Source organism: Paenibacillus sp. JT22N15, assembly GCF_059383755.1.
On record NZ_JBXENV010000003.1, the window covers coordinates 179,416 to 196,370 of the forward strand.

Annotated in this window: 15 protein-coding genes; 12 read left to right on the plus strand and 3 right to left on the minus strand. The window is 48.7% G+C overall.

Annotation, left to right across the window (positions count from 1 at the left end):
• Positions 1–374 precede the first annotated feature (374 nt).
• From AC50X8_RS06940 to AC50X8_RS06985, 10 genes are all read left to right on the plus strand, one after another.
• Positions 375–1,100 carry a phosphonate ABC transporter ATP-binding protein gene (locus tag AC50X8_RS06940; protein WP_056040674.1) on the plus strand — a complete coding sequence of 242 codons (726 nt, stop codon included), beginning with the start codon at positions 375–377 and terminating at the stop codon, positions 1,098–1,100.
• Positions 1,097–1,612 (plus strand): GNAT family N-acetyltransferase, encoded by a 516-nt coding sequence (locus AC50X8_RS06945; protein ID WP_056040673.1) that lies wholly within the window; start codon positions 1,097–1,099, stop codon positions 1,610–1,612. The genes AC50X8_RS06940 and AC50X8_RS06945 overlap by 4 nt, the downstream gene beginning before the upstream one ends.
• Before the next feature lie 16 nt (positions 1,613–1,628).
• A complete protein-coding gene (locus tag AC50X8_RS06950; protein ID WP_056040671.1) occupies positions 1,629–2,240 on the plus strand; it encodes a DUF3298 and DUF4163 domain-containing protein in 612 nt (203 codons plus the stop codon).
• A 33-nt stretch (positions 2,241–2,273) separates the two neighbouring features.
• A complete protein-coding gene (locus AC50X8_RS06955; protein ID WP_081419026.1) occupies positions 2,274–2,867 on the plus strand; it encodes a response regulator in 594 nt (197 codons plus the stop codon).
• 130 nt (positions 2,868–2,997) lie between these two features.
• On the plus strand, positions 2,998–4,632 hold the full coding sequence (locus AC50X8_RS06960) for an amino acid permease (protein ID WP_494860129.1): 1,635 nt from the start codon (positions 2,998–3,000) through the stop codon (positions 4,630–4,632).
• A 378-nt stretch (positions 4,633–5,010) separates the two neighbouring features.
• Entirely contained in the window at positions 5,011–6,033 is a 1,023-nt protein-coding gene (locus AC50X8_RS06965; RefSeq protein ID WP_494860131.1) for a phosphotransferase, read from the plus strand.
• A 33-nt stretch (positions 6,034–6,066) separates the two neighbouring features.
• Positions 6,067–6,990: a polysaccharide deacetylase family protein gene (locus AC50X8_RS06970; RefSeq protein ID WP_494860133.1), complete on the plus strand. Its 924-nt coding sequence runs from the start codon at positions 6,067–6,069 to the stop codon at positions 6,988–6,990.
• 38 nt (positions 6,991–7,028) lie between these two features.
• A complete protein-coding gene (locus AC50X8_RS06975) occupies positions 7,029–7,988 on the plus strand; it encodes an AAA family ATPase (RefSeq protein WP_056040663.1) in 960 nt (319 codons plus the stop codon).
• Between the two features lie 150 nt (positions 7,989–8,138).
• On the plus strand, positions 8,139–9,113 hold the full coding sequence (locus AC50X8_RS06980) for a DUF58 domain-containing protein (protein ID WP_056040661.1): 975 nt from the start codon (positions 8,139–8,141) through the stop codon (positions 9,111–9,113).
• Positions 9,110–10,495, plus strand: coding sequence for a hypothetical protein (locus tag AC50X8_RS06985; protein ID WP_494879142.1), 1,386 nt, complete (start codon positions 9,110–9,112; stop codon positions 10,493–10,495). The genes AC50X8_RS06980 and AC50X8_RS06985 overlap by 4 nt, the downstream gene beginning before the upstream one ends.
• Before the next feature lie 1,014 nt (positions 10,496–11,509).
• On the opposite strand, the gene AC50X8_RS06990 is transcribed toward AC50X8_RS06985, so the two are convergent.
• Positions 11,510–12,136: a hypothetical protein gene (locus tag AC50X8_RS06990; protein ID WP_494879143.1), complete on the minus strand. Its 627-nt coding sequence runs from the start codon at positions 12,134–12,136 to the stop codon at positions 11,510–11,512.
• A gap of 787 nt (positions 12,137–12,923) precedes the next feature.
• Here AC50X8_RS06990 and AC50X8_RS06995 point away from each other — a divergent pair.
• A complete protein-coding gene (locus AC50X8_RS06995) occupies positions 12,924–13,838 on the plus strand; it encodes an NAD(P)/FAD-dependent oxidoreductase (RefSeq protein WP_494879144.1) in 915 nt (304 codons plus the stop codon).
• A 110-nt stretch (positions 13,839–13,948) separates the two neighbouring features.
• Here the strand turns inward: AC50X8_RS06995 and AC50X8_RS07000 are convergent, their stop codons facing one another.
• The gene (locus AC50X8_RS07000; RefSeq protein ID WP_056040653.1) at positions 13,949–14,935 is read right to left on the minus strand and encodes a YpdA family putative bacillithiol disulfide reductase; all 987 of its coding nucleotides are present in this window, start codon (positions 14,933–14,935) and stop codon (positions 13,949–13,951) included.
• Positions 14,936–15,077: 142 nt separating this feature from the next.
• Here AC50X8_RS07000 and AC50X8_RS07005 point away from each other — a divergent pair, with 142 nt between their 5' ends.
• Entirely contained in the window at positions 15,078–15,611 is a 534-nt protein-coding gene (locus AC50X8_RS07005; protein ID WP_099520235.1) for an ADP-heptose synthase, read from the plus strand.
• A 134-nt stretch (positions 15,612–15,745) separates the two neighbouring features.
• On the opposite strand, the gene xerS is transcribed toward AC50X8_RS07005, so the two are convergent.
• Positions 15,746–16,819: a tyrosine recombinase XerS gene (gene xerS / locus AC50X8_RS07010; protein WP_056040649.1), complete on the minus strand. Its 1,074-nt coding sequence runs from the start codon at positions 16,817–16,819 to the stop codon at positions 15,746–15,748.
• Positions 16,820–16,955 lie beyond the last annotated feature (136 nt).

Sequence of the window (16,955 nt, forward strand, 5' to 3'; positions counted from 1 at the left end):
TGCCTCCCTTATTGGATGTTTAATAAATAGTCAATCAGAACTTTTGTTCAAATATAAGAATTTATAAGTTGTACACATATAAACTCTTATATTTCATCGCGAAACGGTAGCTTTGCCACCAGAGGAGGGCTTCAGCCGTTTCCGCTTGCTGTTTTCATTATACCAAACATTTGTTCGTGTGGAAACTGTTTTTTGTTTCCCGTAAACTAGATTTATATAAAAGAGCATTTTGCATAAATCCCCTGAGCGACTTTCAATGTACAATAATTAGAACGAAGCGGTTTTATCGCTCTAAATATTGCACCTAGAAGCGACCCGAATCGAATTATACAAAATGCTGAAAATATGATGCGTGAAACAAAGGGGCGCGAAAAATGATAAGAATTTCGAATTTGACGAAGGTTATTCCAGGCGGGCCGAAAGTGCTCGACGATATACATTTGGATGTGGAGGATGGCGAGTTTATCGCCATTAAGGGAGCGAGCGGAAGCGGGAAGTCGATGCTGCTTAAATGCTTGGCGCTGCAGGAAAAATGGACGCGGGGAAGCTACAAGCTGAATGGAACGGATGTTTTGAAGCAAGGGCTGACCGGCAGATTTAAAGTTCGCCGCGAGGTAGCTTATTTAGAAGAGAAGCCTGTACTGTATCCAAGCAAGACGGGGCTCAAAAATGTGATTATCGGATCGGTGACCCAAACACCCGCTTGGCGGCGATGGACCGGCATGGTGCGCAGCGACGATTATATGGGCGCTATGGATACGATAGAGAAGCTGGGCCTTATCGATAAAGCACATCTGAAGGCGGAGAAGATGAGTGGGGGAGAGCGCCAGCGTATCGCTGTTGCCCGCGCGCTCGTGCACGGCGCAAAAATCATTTTGGCGGACGAGCCGGTATCCGGACTTGACCCGCATACGGCCGATCAGGTGCTCGCCGATTTAAAACGGCTTTGCACGGAGCAGCGAGTTACGGTTATTGCCGTGCTGCATCAAGGCGATTATGCTGAACGGTTTGCGGACCGCATTATTGGTCTCAATAATGGCAAGCTTGTTCTAGACATTAGAGGCAGGCGCTTAACCGAACGGGAGAAAATGCAGCTATGAACGAAGTGAAGCTGAGATTGATTCAGCAGCATGAGCTTTCACAGGCGCTGGAGCTTGAGCAGCGCTGCTACTCTCCTGAGGCCGCGGCGACGGAAGCGGGATTCCAGTACCGTTTTCAGGAATATCCCTCGTATTTCTGGTCCGCTTGGTCGGATGACGGCAAGTTGCTTGGCATAGCCAATGGAATTCGGACGGAGCAGGAAAGCTGCGGTGACGAGATGAAGGGAAGCCATCAAGGCGAATACGCGGGAGACAACTTTTGCATACTGACTATTGCGGTAGATCCGGCTTTCAGGCGTAGGGGAATTGCTGCAAAACTGCTGGACAAGCTGATCCAGGCATGCGAAAATGAGAGGCTGAATGCGATTATTTTAATGTGCGAGCCGCATTTGATTTCTTTTTATGAACAGGCGAAATTTACATACGTAGGCAAGGCTTCTTCCACACATGGAGGAATTGAGTGGCATGAGATGAGGCGTAATCTGCATACAATGGAGCATTCTAGCGAATAGGCAGGTGTAGCCCGATATGGCGTTTCAATCTCCTGTAATCGTTCAGTCTGTCCGCAGTACGTTTCCAAAGGCCGAGCTGTGGCTGCCTCATATTAGCGGGGGATCCAATGAGGCAGCAGATAGTCAAATCAATGGGATCATTCACTCAGCAGCGCAGCATCTCATAGCTGAGCAAGGCACGCTTGAAGACCCGCATGCGGAGATGCAAGGATATTTTGAGCTCAAAAACAACCAGAAGGATGTGCTCAGCCTGTCTTTGTTCAACTACGCCTATACGGGTGGAGCGCATGGACTGACACTGCAGCAGTCGCTTACCTTCAAGCTGACTACGGGACGTTCTTACGCGCTTGCTGAGCTGTTTAAGCCTGGCAGCAATTATATCGTCAAGCTGTCCGCGCTGGTCACCGCTCAAATCAGGTCGCGAGATATTAGCACGCTGTCGCCGTTCAAAGCGATAAGGCCGGATCAGGACTATTATGTGGCGGACCGGACGCTGGTGCTTTATTTTGCCCTGTATGAGCTGACGCCTTATGCATTTGGTTTTCCGTATTTCCCCATCTCCGTCTATGACATTGAGGATATGATTAATGAAAATGGCCCGCTCGGACCAATGGTCGTCAATTATTGATATGTGCAACTTTGCAGCAGGAGAGAAGACAGCATGATTTATATCATTTTATTATGCGCTGTATTTGTCACGACGATCGCTTTCGTTGTTTATTTGCAGTATGTGAAAAAGGACAAGGGGCCGCGCTTTTCGGCGCCCCCCATTCGGCGACAGTCTTCAAGCTTGCAGGTCAGCCCAGTGAAAAAAAACGTTCCCAGCAAGCTGGAGGACGGTCGCAGCAAACAGGCGCACCAAGCTTTGGCGGGCAGCGCGGATGCAGCAAAGCTAGCTGAGGGGAAAAAGCTGCTTATTGTTGACGACCAGCCGCTCATTCGCCTCATGCTGGCAGAGCTGTTTCAGAAGGCGGGATTTACCGTCTATGAAGCTGCAGATGGGCTGAACGCGCTTGAGCAATTCGAGCGATATGGAGCGGACTGCATTTTGCTGGATTTTATGCTGCCTGATATGGACGGATTGGACGTGCTCTGCGCGATTCGCAAAAGCGATGCGAATGTTAAAGTATTGCTTATTACCGCGTACGGGGAGCCTGAAAAAATAGAGGCAGCGGCTGAGCTGGGCATTACCGAGTGGATAGAAAAACCGTTTGACACCGACCAATTGCTGAATCGGGTACTCGCGCTAGTTTAGCTAGTTTAGTGTGCCTGCTTCCGCCCTATAGTTAATGTCATAAAATATTAATGTCGTGATATATTTCGTTTGTTTGCTGGCATGAGCCCTTCCACCCTCACATATACTGCTTAATGATGGGGGTGGTGGAATGATTGCGCTCGTAATCGGGCTGGCTTTATTTTTCGCTGTATGTGCTGCTGCATTAGCCGGAGCTGTCAAGGCGCAGCAAAGTATCAAATCGTCGAGCCATCAGAGCATGACGGCTTATGCCACCTATATTCAAATGCAGCAGGATAAGCATGATTTGAATTTGTTTGGCCTTGCCCAGCAGCTCAGACGCAAATTTGGAGCGGCAGCTTCATTTGGGCTTTCCTTCAACACGATGGGGCTGTGTGCAGCAGCTTTGTTGTTTCTGGCGCCTGCCCTGCAGCAGGGCGGGCCAATTGTCGTCGGTATAGGCATTCCGCTTGCCGCGTTGTTTGCCTTAATGGTAAGTGCATCGCTGGCCGAATTGTCCTCGGCTATTCCGACCGCCGGGGGCGTCTATCATTGGTCCTCGGCATTAGGAGGACGTGTATGGGGCTGGCATGCGGGCTGGTTTCACATGGCTGGCTATATGGGGCTTCTGCTGCTGACCAATCTGCTGTGCGCCTCCTTGCTGGATGGAATGCTTGCAGGCTGGCTCGGTTACATGCCTTCAATATGGACGAAAGCAATCATTGCCTTGGCAATGGTGGTTACGCAAGCTGCTTTGCACAGTCGTGGTGTCCGTCTGCTGGCTGTTCTGCTGAGAAGTGGACTATGGCTGCAGCTTGTCGCTGCAATCGCTGCAATCGTCATTTTAATGGCGCTGTATTGGCCGGGTGCTTTTGCACCTGAGCTGTTATTTACGCTTCCTGCCCTTAGTGGGGAGGGGAAAGGCCAATCCGCCTTAGGGATGATTGCGGGCTTTCTGCTGCTGCAAAAGCTGTTTCTCGGCATGGACAGCGCTGCCCAAGGTGCCGAGGAGACGTCCGATCCCCGCATTCGCGTGCCATGGGCGATCTATTTGTCGACGGCTTACACGTTTATTATCGGCTTTGTGCTGCTGGCTGTGCTGACACTTGTGTGGCCTGGCTTCTCAAATGGAGGCATACCGACTGGCGGGAGCGAGTGGTTTGCAGGCAGTTTGCTGGAAGCTATCAGCCGTTCACCGCTGGTGACCCTGCTCCTAGTCGTGCTTCTCTACTCAAGCAGCAGCAGCGTGCTGATCGCTTGCTCCCGATTATTGTACAGCCTGACGCGCGATAAGGCTCTGCCTTTCAGCAAGCAGCTGGCAGGCGTTCACCCTGCAACTCAATCTCCCAGGAAATGCGTCTGGCTAGCAGCCGCATTGTTTTTCATTATCCTTGCAGCCTCTTGTGTGCTCCTTACAGAGCGCCTGCTCACAGCTGCTGTCCCTAGCTTCACACTAATTTGCCTTTACACGGCGTATGCAATCCCGATTGCGTTAGCGCTGCGCTCAGGGAAGAAGCACAAGCTGCTCATGGATGCGCCTTGGCATCTCGGAAGGTGGAGCCGCACGGTGAATATGTCAGCCCTGGTCTGGCTGCTGCTCAGTGTTGTGCTAGCGGCCAGCGTGCTTGGCAAAGAAGGTATTCTGGGTGCGGGGGCTGTGCTGCTTGTATCCGCAGTGCTGGATTTTCGATACCGGAGACGTCATCTGGAGACGCTGCAAAGCCGCCTGAATAAACCTCACGGGGAAATTATTAGAATTGAGCGAAAATTCAAGCTAACGGAATGAGGGGGAATCGCGGGAAATAGAAAGGTGGAAATGAGCCGTCTATTTCCCGGGGAAGCGCACAATCCAACATGTTTAAAATGATTTCGACAGCAGGCTAACGATTGCCTAATAAAGCTTAAAACATAGGATATCCTTCCCAGCTACAACAGATGGAGGGAGCAAAATCAGGGGAAACTAGATATGGCAAAATGAAGGCGCAAGAACGCGAAAAGCCCGCATTAAGCTGATACAAAATGTGTCGAAGCTTGCCTGTAAAAGGACGGTTCAGTTACGGGGAAATAGCGAATGTCCGCGGCTGATTTCCGCTTTTTTGCCAACTTCTGCTCCCAGCAAGTATAATAAAGGCAGCAACTGGTAGCTTAGGGGAGGACAAAACTATTGAGTCAGCATGATTTTTCAACGTTTTTAGACCAATATGAGCTTGGCGCACGATGGGAAATAGCTGCCGGAGACAGCGGCATGAACAATACAACGCGGATCGTGCAGGCGGGAAATAACCGCTACGTGCTGCGTATTTACAACAATCATCAAAATAAATCGACGGTTTTGCTGGAGCATGAGGTGTTATTTGGGCTGCTGGAGCAAGACGCGCGCCTTTTTGACGTTCCAATGCCTGTAGCGAATCGCGCAGGGCAGACCGTAACGGAGGCGCCAAGCGGCAAGCTGGCTACGCTATGCCATTTCATTGAAGGCAAGAGGCCTTCGGTCGAAAATATTTCCCACATTACAGGGCTCGGCATCGCTACGGCTGCTTTATGCAAGGGATTAAGTGCCATTAAGCCTCATGGCGAGCCTATTTATGATCCGTATTATAAGCTGGAGCAATCTTATGAAGCCATAGGCATTCCAGCTATGCGGGAAATTGCTAATGAAGCGGGGCTGCTGCCGGAATTTGAGGAGCAGATAGCTTGCTTGCAGCAGGAGCGAGAGCGTTTACAAAACGAGTTGAAAAACATAGCCGAGCTTCCCCGCCAGTGGATTCATGGCGATTTGAATTTCAGCAATTCCGTTGCACGTGGGGATGCTGTAGTCGGATTGCTGGATTTTGAATTTTGCACAGTCGATGTAAGGGCGATGGAGCTCGCTGTCGTTATCGTGGATTTGATTGATGGGGCAGATGAAGGGCGACTGGAGCGAATCGCCTTGTTTTGTGAAGGCTTTGGGTCGGAATTACGGCTGATGGAGGCGGAAGCAAATGCGATAACGCTGCTGCTTAAGCTGCGGATGCTTGATGTGACGCTGCATTTTATGACGCGCTGGCGGGAGCAGCTTGACGAAGCGGCGGTATTGCAGAAAATTGTGAGCCAAGCAGCAAAAATCGTGAACTGGACAGGCAGCAATGAACCGCGTTTGAAAGCGCTATTTCTTAAGCATCTTGCCGGCGTTGAACAACCATTATAGTCATTAACCACTATAATTTGAGGAGTTGGGCTCATGAGTGTTGCAGCAGCATTAGGATACAGCAGTGATGAAAGACTGCTCATTGTTAATGCAGATGATTATGGCTTATGTGGTTCAGTCAATAAAGCGGTGGAGCAACTGCTGGAAGAGCGCGCAGTAAGCTCGGCAACGATTATGATGCCGTGCCACGCAGCGCGGGAAGCGGCGAAGTGGTGCGCGCTGCATCAGGAGCATGATGTAGGCATTCATTTCACTTTTACAAGCGAGTGGGACAATTATCGCTGGGGCCCCGTGAGCAAGCCGGAGGATGTTCCTTCCTTGCTCGTAGAGGGCGGATATTTCCCGAAAGACAGCCGAACATTCGAACTGCAGGCCGAATCCGAGCAGGTAGAGCGAGAAATGGTTGCCCAAATAGAGCTTGCCCTGCAATTAGGGATGAAGCCGAGCCATGCTGACAATCATATGGGCAGCTTGTATGGGCTTGCGACAGGCAAGCATTTTTTACCTATTGTATTCGACGTATGCGCCAAATATGGCTTGCCTTTTCGCCTACCGCGCCATTTGCTTGGTGATCGCGCGCAAACAGCCTCTCCAGAGCTTGCTGAGCAGGCGAAGCAGCTCGGAATGCTGGCGGATTCCAAAGGCGTCATCATATTGGATTATTTAGTCGGTTTGCCATTTCAGCTGCAGGCTGGAGAAACATATGCGTCGTTCAAAGAGGCGATGAAACAGCAGCTGCGCAGCTTGCCGCCGGGTTTGACAGAGCTTATTATTCATCCTTCGCTCGTAACCGATGAGCTGCTATCCTTCCATGGGCAGCCTGAGAAGCGCGGGCTCGAGTTCCAGCTGTTCCGCGACCGCGAGATTGTGCAGACGCTGCAGGCCGAGGGCATCCGGCTCGTTCGCTGGTCGCAGCTGCAGCGTGTGCAGCGCGAGCGCTGTGGCTGGAGTCAATAAAACATCCTATTTATAGTGAGAAAAAAGGAGCTGCTAGCATGTCTTACCAATCCATTGCTGCATTATCTGAACAGCTGAGAAGCAATATTGGCCGCGTTATCGTAGGGAAAGAGCATATAGCCGATCTATTGTTTATCGCGTTAATTACCGGCGGTCATGTGCTGCTGGAGGATGTACCCGGGACGGGAAAAACGCTGCTTGCCAAATCGCTGGCGAAGTCGCTCAGCCTGACCTTCCGGCGTGTGCAATTTACGCCGGATTTAATGCCGTCAGATTTGACGGGCATCCATTTTTACAATCAGAAGCAGGGGGATTTTGAGTTCAGGCCCGGTCCTTTGTTTACGAATATGCTGCTGGCTGACGAAATTAACCGTGCAACGCCACGTACCCAATCCAGCCTGCTCGAATGTATGGAGGAGCGGCAAATAAGCCTCGAGGGCGAGACGATGCCGCTTTCGCGGCCGTTCATGGTTATGGCGACGCAAAATCCCGTCGAGCATCAAGGAACGTTTCCGCTGCCGGAAGCGCAGCTGGACCGTTTTTTATTCAAGGTTAAAATGGGCTACCCCACAACGGATGAGGCGCTGCAAATTTTGAAGCGCTTTAAAGAGGGAGACCCGCTGGAGCAGCTTGCACCAATTGCTGGAGCAGACGAAATTGCTGAAGCCCAGAAGCTATACACCTCCGTACGCGTATCGGATGATGTGCTGCTTTATATGCTGAAGCTAGTAGAGCAGACGCGGAGCAGGGAAGAGGTACAGACGGGCGTCAGCCCTCGCGGCAGCCAGGCGCTGCTGAGAGCCTCGCAGGTGCAGGCGATTTTGCGGGGAAGAGATTTTGTAACGCCGGATGATGTAAAAGCGATGGCGCAGCCCGTGCTGGCCCATCGTCTCGCGCTTCGTGGACTGCAGCGTACACAAGGCAGCGCAGAGAAAATTATCGAAGATATTATTAGGCGAACCGAGGTTCCTGCCGAGGCAGGGCTTCTCGCTAAATAGGCTAGTAAATAGACGATGCTCGTCGTTTCTTTTATTATCGCTGCAATCATTATAGTTATGCTACAAGCTAATGTATTTCGTAGGTTTGCCTTGCGGAACATTAGCTATTCCAGGCGCTTTAGTCAAAAAACCTGCTTTAGTGGGGATCGTATGGAACTAGTAGAGCAATTGTCAAATGGCAAATGGCTGCCTGTTCCTTGGCTGCGCGTCGAATCCCAATTGTCTTCCCAGCTCATCTTTCGCTCGCAGGATAATCTTGCGGTGAGCAGCGGGGAGCATTACCAGAATCATAAAAGCTTCTTCAGCCTTATGCCTTATACGAAAATTACTCGCACGCATTCGTTCGTCAGCGCCAGGCGCGGGGTATACAAGCTTCGCTCCGTTGCTCTGACCGGCGGCGATTTGCTTGGCATTCATCATGATATGAAGCAAATGATGATAGAAGGCGAGCTGCTTGTATATCCGCTCCCCGCACAGGTGAAGGTGGACGAGTTGCCCTCTCATAGCTGGCAGGGCGAGACGTCGGTGCGGCGCTGGATTGTGGAAGATCCTTTCGTTGTCGTAGGCGCAAGAGATTATCGTCCTAGCGATTCCTTCAAGGCGGTCAATTGGAAAGCGACTGCTCGGGCAGGCAAGCTGCAGGTTCATCAATATGATTATACAGCTGACCGGAAGCTGATGATTTATTTGAATGTCGAAGATCATGAGGGCATGTGGCGCACGATTACGGATGAAGCGTTAATCGAACGGGGCATTGAATGGGCAGCAGGAGCAGCGGAGGCCGTCACGGCCAGCGGCATGGAAGTCGGCTTCGCTGCCAATATGCCGCTGCAAGGCGAGCTTGAAAGTGCCATGCTGCTGCCCCGCAGCGGACATGACCAGTGGCTGGCGATATTGGAGCTGCTCGCCAAGTTGTCGCTAACCCGGACGGAGCTGTTTAGCGATCTGCTGCAAAGGGAGAGCGAGCGTGGTGTAAGCGGCTGCGATGTGCTCATTATTTCCGCGTATTGGAATGAAACGCTGGAGCTTGCTGCCCAGCAGCTGCGTTTTGGCGGCAATTCCGTTTCGATTTGGCTGTTGGAAGGGCTAGCTAGCGACCAGCAGCAGGCAGGTGGAGCATCATGAACAAATCGCCTATTGGAAAAATCGCAGGCATAGCTGTAGGGAAAGGCTTGCTTGAGCTGCTGTTTTTTCTGCCTTTCGTTTTGCCTTTCGGTGCTTATGCGCTTTCAGGCAGCCTCCTTATCGTATGGCTGATCAGCTTGCCATTATGCTATGGCGTCGGTTCTCTGCTGCTTGCCCTCTCAGAGAAGCTGATCAATAGCAATCGGGCAACTAGACTATTCCTTGCCTTGCTTATTGGCATTTTGCTTTCTGATGGTTTGCTTGCTGTATGCGGGGCAATTGCAACGGCATCAGGAGCAAGCTGGGAGGTTTGGTGGCCAGCGCTAGCTATTTTAGGCAGCATAGCTGCTTACCGCGGAATGAATGAACGGCTGTACAGCTGGCCGATTATGTTTACTGGCAGCACGATGATGATAGGCATTTTCGGCTATCTAGCGGTGCAATTGGCTAAATTTTGGCTCATTCCGCTTCAGCAATACTCAATATGGATGACAGCGGGCGGAATCATAGCGTTGATTGTTTATTTTTTCATGGTGAATGAGCGGCTGATGCAGCGCGAGACTGATCAGACGGGGCAGCATCGTCCAATTTCAGCCTCTGTAGAAGCCTTCAAACGTCAAAATAGATGGATGCTTGCTCTGCTGCTGCTTCCTGTTATTGCAATAGGCTTCATCAGGCAAATTACGCAGGGGATAGAATGGGCAGTACGTTCCCTCGTTCAACTGATTTTATCATTAATGACGGGTCGTGAGGCAGAGGTGCCCGATTCACCGCAGCCGGAAGCATCGACGCCGCCCGCTTTTCCGCCTGTGGAGCAAAAAGATCCTGCCCCTTGGCTCGTTTGGATTGAAAACCTATTGAAAGTCGTCATTATAATCATCGTGATTGCTGCGATCGGACTGGCCCTCTATTGGCTGCTGCGAGTCGTGTATCGTCTCTCGAAAAAATTTCTTGCCAAAATGGCAGAGCGCTCCGCTGAAAGGCTGGGAGACGAGCAGGGCTATACGGATGAGGTTGAAAGTTTAATGACCTTAAATAAATGGCAGGATGGCTGGCGGCTGCGCAGAAAAAGCAAAAGGGGAGAGCATGCTGTTAAGTGGGAGGAGCTCACGGGAACGAGGGAGCGAATCCGTTATTTATACAGCCGCTGGGTGAAGCGCAGCATAAGCAAGGGGTATGAGTTTGAGGCACATTTGACGCCTAGGGAAACGGCAGATGAGCTGGTCAAATGGCAGTTGGCTGCGAAGACTGAGGATAGCTATAGCGAAGCAGAACAAAAGCAGCTAATCAAGCTTTATGAGGAGGCGCGCTATAAGGAGGAGGAGCCGCAGGAAGAAGCGGTAAACTCCTTGTATGCGCGCCAGCAGAAACGCGGTAAATAGTTCAAAACAGCCTGGTCGGAGAATGGTCCGGTCAGGCTGTTTTGAATGGGGGTGTAACACAAGTACCGGCAAGTTTTTTTTGCTAGTAACATTAGATAAGGCAGGATTTCATCCTTAGCAAAGTGCTAGATAAAAGGTAAACAGAGGTTGTATTAACTCGTATATTGCCAATCAACCTGTACATGTAATAAGATTGACTTTGCGTTTCAATTTTACTTCCGTAGGAGGCAGATATTATGATAGGGCTTATTATAATAATTCTTTTATTAATCTATGTTATGTCCTGTTCTAGGCTTCTCTCTCGCCTAAGGTTTTGGTGCCTGACTCATGTCTAGTATTTCGACTCTGCTTGTTTTATGCGGTGCAGCTCTCCTTATACTATGGGCAATCAATAAGTATTTTGATAATCCTAATAATGAGGATAAATTCAAGCATGGGTTGATTCTTTATTTGCGAAACGTGATGCTAAAAGAAGAAGAGAACTAGGCATTATTACAACTGAAGAGACTAATACTGTTATTCAATACTTTAATAAATACCGATCATTTAAATTCTGCCCTACATACTTGTCGCTCTCACCGCTGCAGAAGCAGACCATGCTAAAAAGTATGCATTCATATGATTGTTGGAGCGTCAGAGCAACACGCCAAGATTCAGATTCAGACCCAGACTCAGATTCAGACCTTATATTTGAGCCTAGATGAAGGATAGTATCCGATAATTGACTAAATCATTATATTAACAGACACATTAATCCACTGGTATTTACATTTTCGTTCAAAGAAAGACCATCCTTAGTTGATGGTCTTTCTTCATAACTTGCCGTTACAGACGGTGATGAATAATTTGTCACAAGTAACGGCAAGCCTTTAAATGTAATTTTCTCCAAAGGTAGAAATCGGAATGCTCATACGCCGATTATTACGGGTTGAGCTCTTTTCGTTAAGCAGATAAATGATTAGGTTACTTGGATAAATAAAAAGAGCCGCGCATTATGCGGCTCTCAATCTGATTTTATCGCCCACCCGTATCCGAAGCCCAGACAGGAATCCAGCTATTAGGATAATGGCTATTGGTCATGGTTGTGTTATAGAGAACTAAATTTCCATCACTTTGCATGATCAGCGTGTCTCCAGTTGTGTTAGCTGGCAGCCCGCTTCCGTGATGGGCTGAAATCCAAGAGGCGGTATCGGCAAACCAAACGGATTGACGTTTAGAAGTATCAATCACCCAAACCGTATCAAACCCCCAACCCGTATAATACTCGAATTTACCTGTAGCATGGTTGAATCCAAAACGATTAAAGCCATATTGGTATACCTGTTGAAAACTTCCGCCATATGTGTACATTACCGGTTTCCCAATTGGTTCAAATATGAACGAAATGGCCCCACTTTTACTGGTACCACTACTCCAAATAGAAGCACCATTCTGATAGATGACAAAATTTCCGTCATTTTGCCAAATGGCTGAAAACCTACCATCTTGGGAGGTGAGATAGTCGCCCTTTGCAAAGCTGCCACCTATAGTGAGCTTATCGCCAAGATAGCCGGCGGAAGCCGTCGCTGGTAGGGCAAATACTAATAGCAAAAAGGAAGCCATAAAAATCCGAAAAAATCTGGGGAAAATTTGTTTGCTCATTTGACACACTCCTATAAGCTTTATAATGGTTAAAGCTAAATGCATAGAACAACAAACCGTTACCGTTAGTGCATGTTTCTGTGCAGCATTCAGTCAGGGGTGGTGAAGGAGAAAATAACCCTCCCCAATTGGTATGAAACTGGAATTAAGAATTAAACTTTTCTCAGGTTCACCTCCTTTGATAGACAAGGTAGCCAGTCCACATCATCAGACGATTGCACATACTTTTTTTGCCATTATATCAACTTGAAATAAAAATATCCATAATTTTCTATCTATGTTATTTAACAATGACTAGGCGTATGCCTCGCGCTCCTGGTCGAAAGGTCAAATGAAGATTCTGCGATGCCCCGAGAATGAGAAAAGATGACAAATTAATAAGCAATGGATGGATCATACTAGTGATCAGGGTAGAATGGACGAAGACACCTATTTGTATCTTCAATTTGTATCTTCAGAATAGAAAGAAGAACATGATCATAGCGGGGCTAATTTTTAGATTAGCATTTATACGAAAGAATTTATTTCCAAAATCGGGTTTTTGAAAGAACAGCTGCCGTCAAAAAATAAAGCTTGAATTACAGATTCCCTGTGTCTATAATGATATTGCAGCTCAATAGTAGATATTAAGTGTCTACAATAGATTTATTTAGAGGGCTACTCTAAACAAAACAGTGTCATATTTCTCTAAACTCTAAATAATCGTGGCGCAATAAGAACGACGAGTATTTAGAATGAATTTTTGTTGCACAATTAAAAATATTAAAACTCTCGGAAGGTGGTTAATATGAAACAACTTATGGATGTGGCGATTATTGGTGGAGGGCCAGCAGGAATGAGTGCGGCACTTGTATTAGGCAGAGCGAGGAAAAAGGTTATCGTTATTGATGAAGAGCGTCCGCGCAATCGGGTAACGAAGGAGTCGCATGGCTTTCTGACGAGAGACGGCATTAAGCCTAGCGAGCTGCGTCAAATTGCGCGCGAGCAGATCAGTGTCTACCCCACCGTTCAATTTGAAAATGACACAGCAGTAGCAGTAACGGGAAGCGATGGGGAATTTATAATTTCGACTGCCAAAGGATTAACCTTTGGGGCCAAAAAGCTGCTTTTTGCCGTAGGGATGAAAGATATTCCGCTTGCTATTGAAGGCTTAACCGACGTATATGGAAAAAGCGCTTTTGTATGCCCATATTGTGATGGCTGGGAGATGAGGGATAGAAAGCTTGTCATAATAGCCAATGGAGACAGTGCGCTGCACTTTGCCAAAACGATAGCAGGCTGGACAAGCCAATATACGATTTGCACCGATGGCCCTGACGAAATGACCAATGAGCAGCGTGAGGAGTTAAGGCGACATGATGTGCCCGTATATGCCTCGAAAATTCAGCGGATTGAAGCAGAAAATGGCAACGTTCACCAAGTCGTGCTGGAGGACGGTTCAATGATTGCTTGCGGAGGCATTTTCTTTGTGCCGAAGCTAGTGATCGGATCGGACCTGCCGCAGGCTTTGGGCTGTGAAATGACGGAAGCTGGCGCTGTTGTTGTCGATGATGTTGGCAAGACGGCTGTGCCGGGCATTTATAGTGCCGGAGATGCTGCCTCCCCAAAATATCAGGTCGTTACGGCGGCTTCTATGGGATCAATGGCGGCTATAAGCATCAATAGCGAATTATTGGGCGAATCATGGAGCGAGCGGGGATAACCACTTAATGACAGAATTTAAAAAAGAGGCTGCCCATGACCGGGTGCAAGCGCATCATATTGCGCTCTCCGGGCATGGGCAGCCTCTAAAAGTTGCCATCACAATCCGTTTTAATCTTCGGCTGTGGTGCTTTGAGCGATATGCGAAGCAATTTTTCTACCGTGGAAGCGTCCGGTTTCAATAAATATTTCATTCGCTTCATGACGTGAAGCAACAACACCAGCGAGAAACAAGTTCGGCACATTCGTCTCCATCGTAGCTTCGTCGAAAAATGGATACCCTTCCTCCGCCATCACGACGCCCGTATCCGTCAGGAAATCCCGATCCGGATGAAAGCCTGTCAGCGCAAGCACAAAATCATTCGCAATCGTATGCTTGCCCTCTGGATCTTCAAGCGTGACGCTGCGGTCATCGATGCTCGTAACGCGAGAGCAGAAGCGCATGGCAATTTGTCCCTTGGCGACTTTGCTTTCAAAGCCGGGCTTCACCCAAGGCTTAATACTTGAAGAGTAGTGCTCACCCCGATAAATGACGGTCACCTTCGCCCCGATGCGTTCGAGCTCAAGCGCTGCATCTATAGCGGAATTGCTGCCCCCAATAATTGCAACCTCCATGCCGGTATACGGATGGGCCTCGCGGAAAAAATGCGTCACCTTCTCCAGCTCTTCTCCAGGTATGCCCAAATAATTCGGATGGTCAAAATAACCTGTGGCAATAATAACATAGCGGCTGGAATAGGTCAGCGGTTCGCCAAAGCGATTCGTGCTGGAGAGCGTAAAACGGCCATTTTCACGAACGACGCGCGTTACCGTCTCATAGGGATTAATCCGCAGCTCATGGCGCAGCGCCGCTGTGCGATAATAATTCATCGCTTCAAGCCGTGAAGGCTTGTCATTCGGCGTCGTGAAAGGAATGCCGCCAATTTCAAGCAGCTCCGGCGTGCTGAAAAAATGCATATAGGTCGGATACTGCGAGATCGAATGGACCAGATGGCTTTTCTCTATAATAAGGGGGCGGATTCCGATGCGCTGCAGCTCAATTGCCGCGGCAAGGCCGCATGGACCCGCGCCAATAATGATAGCTTCTTCTCTAATCATGTATGTACCTCCGATAATGATTTCCCAACCATTGTACTGCGACGCGTGGAATTAATGCAAATTTGGCGAATGGCTATCTTGTACACCAGTTGGATTATTGTATAATAATGTGGAAACGTTGTTTTATAGAAGGAGGTCAAACATGCCGCGACGGTTTGTAATAGAAGCAGTAATGGTGGCTACTTATGGTCACCTTCTCGTTCCAAGCAGCGCCATTGATTATGTTGTTCCTTATTCATCCATTTTGGAGCTATATGATATGAGAGACGGATCAGATCCCGTTATGGAGGATCCAGATGATGATGCTCATGTCAAAAATAAAATCGGCGAGCTGATTGCTTTTTTCGAAGATCCGCTCAATCGTAAAAAAATCGAACGCACGATGCAGGTGCCGTGGCGGGAAAGCTCGCCGCTGCTGCTGAACGAGCGAATACAGTTTACAATTGTACATGCTGTGGACAGCGCACAATACGGCGAAGCATTCGATCCGATCGAAACGGAGCTGCTGCTGACTGCACTGAAATTTAATTTGCCGCTGCTGTCCGACCAGTTTGAGTTTCAGGATAAGCTGATTCAAGCTGAGATCCCTGTGCAAATTTACGACATTGAGGATTTTGAGTTTGCGGTGGAAGAGGGCATTTCCGCTACAGATATGGAGTTGTCCAAAGATTTTTGAGCAAGAAATTAGAGCAACGCGAACAGCCTTCTTGCATGAGCTGAGCTTCAGCTGCAGCCAAGAAGGCTATTTGACTTTACTTGGCTTGCATTTGCTGGTTGACTTTACTACTTGGCTTCGCCAAAACGCCGGAATTATTCCCGATCAATCGCTTCCGCCATCGTCTTATCGGTCAAATGGGCGTAAATTTGCGTCGTCTCCGGCGATGCATGCCCAAGCTGCTCTTGCGTTTTGTACAGGTCATTGCGCAAATAATAGTCAGTTGCGAACGAATGGCGCAGCTTATGTACGGATAAGTAGGGCTTGCCGAAACGCTTTGCATATTTCATCACCATCGCCTGCACGGCCCGTTTCGTCATGCGCGAGCCTTCTTTTTTGCCATTCGCAATGGCAAGGAACAGCGCTTTTTCACGCTTTGGCGCTTTATAATGCGTGTCGCGCATTTGCAGGTATACTTGAAGGTCATCCACCGCTTCCTGGCGAAAATAGACCGGGGTTTTAAACGAATCGTCGTTTTTACCTTTGCGGTAAACATGCGCGAGCTTTTTTTTCATATCAATGTCGTCGACGTTGAGATTAATGAGCTCGGATACGCGCAGGCCGGAATGCAAAATAAAGCTGATAATGCACGTATCCCGTATTTTGTTCAGCTCATAGGAATACAGCGCCTGCTTGTTGCCGGCAAGATCGCTTTCGTAGCCGCTGGCAATATAAGCAAGAAACTCCCCAATCTCCTCCTCCTGCAGCAGCTTGCCTTCCAGCTTCGCCGCTGTATCCTTAGGCTTGCTTGTACGCTTAATAGCGACCTTCGCCATGACATTACGCTTCAACAGCGGATAAAACTGCTCATCCTCAGCGATTTGGCTCAAATAATGAAATAGCGAGCGCAGGGAGGACAGCTTGCGAGTAATCGTCGTTTTACGATTATTATGGCTCGGATGGGTGGCGAGAAACATGCGGAAGCTGTCAATGCTGTCCATATGCAGCTGCTCCAGCTCGCTTAGCTGAACGTCCTTGATGACCGCCGCCTCAGAAAGCCCTTCCGTAACGAGCCAATTCAAAAAAAGCTCATAATCCCTTACATACTCAAGCAGCGACGAAGGAGAGAGGTCGGGCAGCTTGTAATTAATAAATTTCTCAATATACCAAGGCATAGATGGAACCCGTTTGTCCAGCTCCTGCCGATCCTTCACTTTTATAATGTTCATCCTATTTCACCTCTGCCAATCATCTGACCCTCATTATATCAGTTCCCTGGAGAAAACTCCCGTATAGCGCGCTAGCCCACAGCATATGCTTGTCTGCTTGTTCAAGCATTAGTAAATTCATGTAATTATGCAATTA

What these genes read in the sequence shown, in the direction of transcription:
- AC50X8_RS06970 (WP_494860133.1), top strand. Translation starts at nt 6,067, where the DNA reads ATGAGTGTTGCAGCAGCATTAGGATACAGCAGTGATGAAAGACTGCTC.
- AC50X8_RS06995 (WP_494879144.1), top strand. Translation starts at nt 12,924, where the DNA reads ATGAAACAACTTATGGATGTGGCGATTATTGGTGGAGGGCCAGCAGGA.
- AC50X8_RS07000 (WP_056040653.1), bottom strand. Translation starts at nt 14,935, where the DNA reads ATGATTAGAGAAGAAGCTATCATTATTGGCGCGGGTCCATGCGGCCTT.
- AC50X8_RS06940 (WP_056040674.1), top strand. Translation starts at nt 375, where the DNA reads ATGATAAGAATTTCGAATTTGACGAAGGTTATTCCAGGCGGGCCGAAA.
- AC50X8_RS06945 (WP_056040673.1), top strand. Translation starts at nt 1,097, where the DNA reads ATGAACGAAGTGAAGCTGAGATTGATTCAGCAGCATGAGCTTTCACAG.
- AC50X8_RS07005 (WP_099520235.1), top strand. Translation starts at nt 15,078, where the DNA reads ATGCCGCGACGGTTTGTAATAGAAGCAGTAATGGTGGCTACTTATGGT.
- AC50X8_RS06990 (WP_494879143.1), bottom strand. Translation starts at nt 12,136, where the DNA reads ATGAGCAAACAAATTTTCCCCAGATTTTTTCGGATTTTTATGGCTTCC.
- AC50X8_RS06975 (WP_056040663.1), top strand. Translation starts at nt 7,029, where the DNA reads ATGTCTTACCAATCCATTGCTGCATTATCTGAACAGCTGAGAAGCAAT.
- AC50X8_RS06985 (WP_494879142.1), top strand. Translation starts at nt 9,110, where the DNA reads ATGAACAAATCGCCTATTGGAAAAATCGCAGGCATAGCTGTAGGGAAA.
- AC50X8_RS06950 (WP_056040671.1), top strand. Translation starts at nt 1,629, where the DNA reads ATGGCGTTTCAATCTCCTGTAATCGTTCAGTCTGTCCGCAGTACGTTT.
- AC50X8_RS06960 (WP_494860129.1), top strand. Translation starts at nt 2,998, where the DNA reads ATGATTGCGCTCGTAATCGGGCTGGCTTTATTTTTCGCTGTATGTGCT.
- AC50X8_RS06955 (WP_081419026.1), top strand. Translation starts at nt 2,274, where the DNA reads ATGATTTATATCATTTTATTATGCGCTGTATTTGTCACGACGATCGCT.
- AC50X8_RS06980 (WP_056040661.1), top strand. Translation starts at nt 8,139, where the DNA reads ATGGAACTAGTAGAGCAATTGTCAAATGGCAAATGGCTGCCTGTTCCT.
- xerS (WP_056040649.1), bottom strand. Translation starts at nt 16,819, where the DNA reads ATGAACATTATAAAAGTGAAGGATCGGCAGGAGCTGGACAAACGGGTT.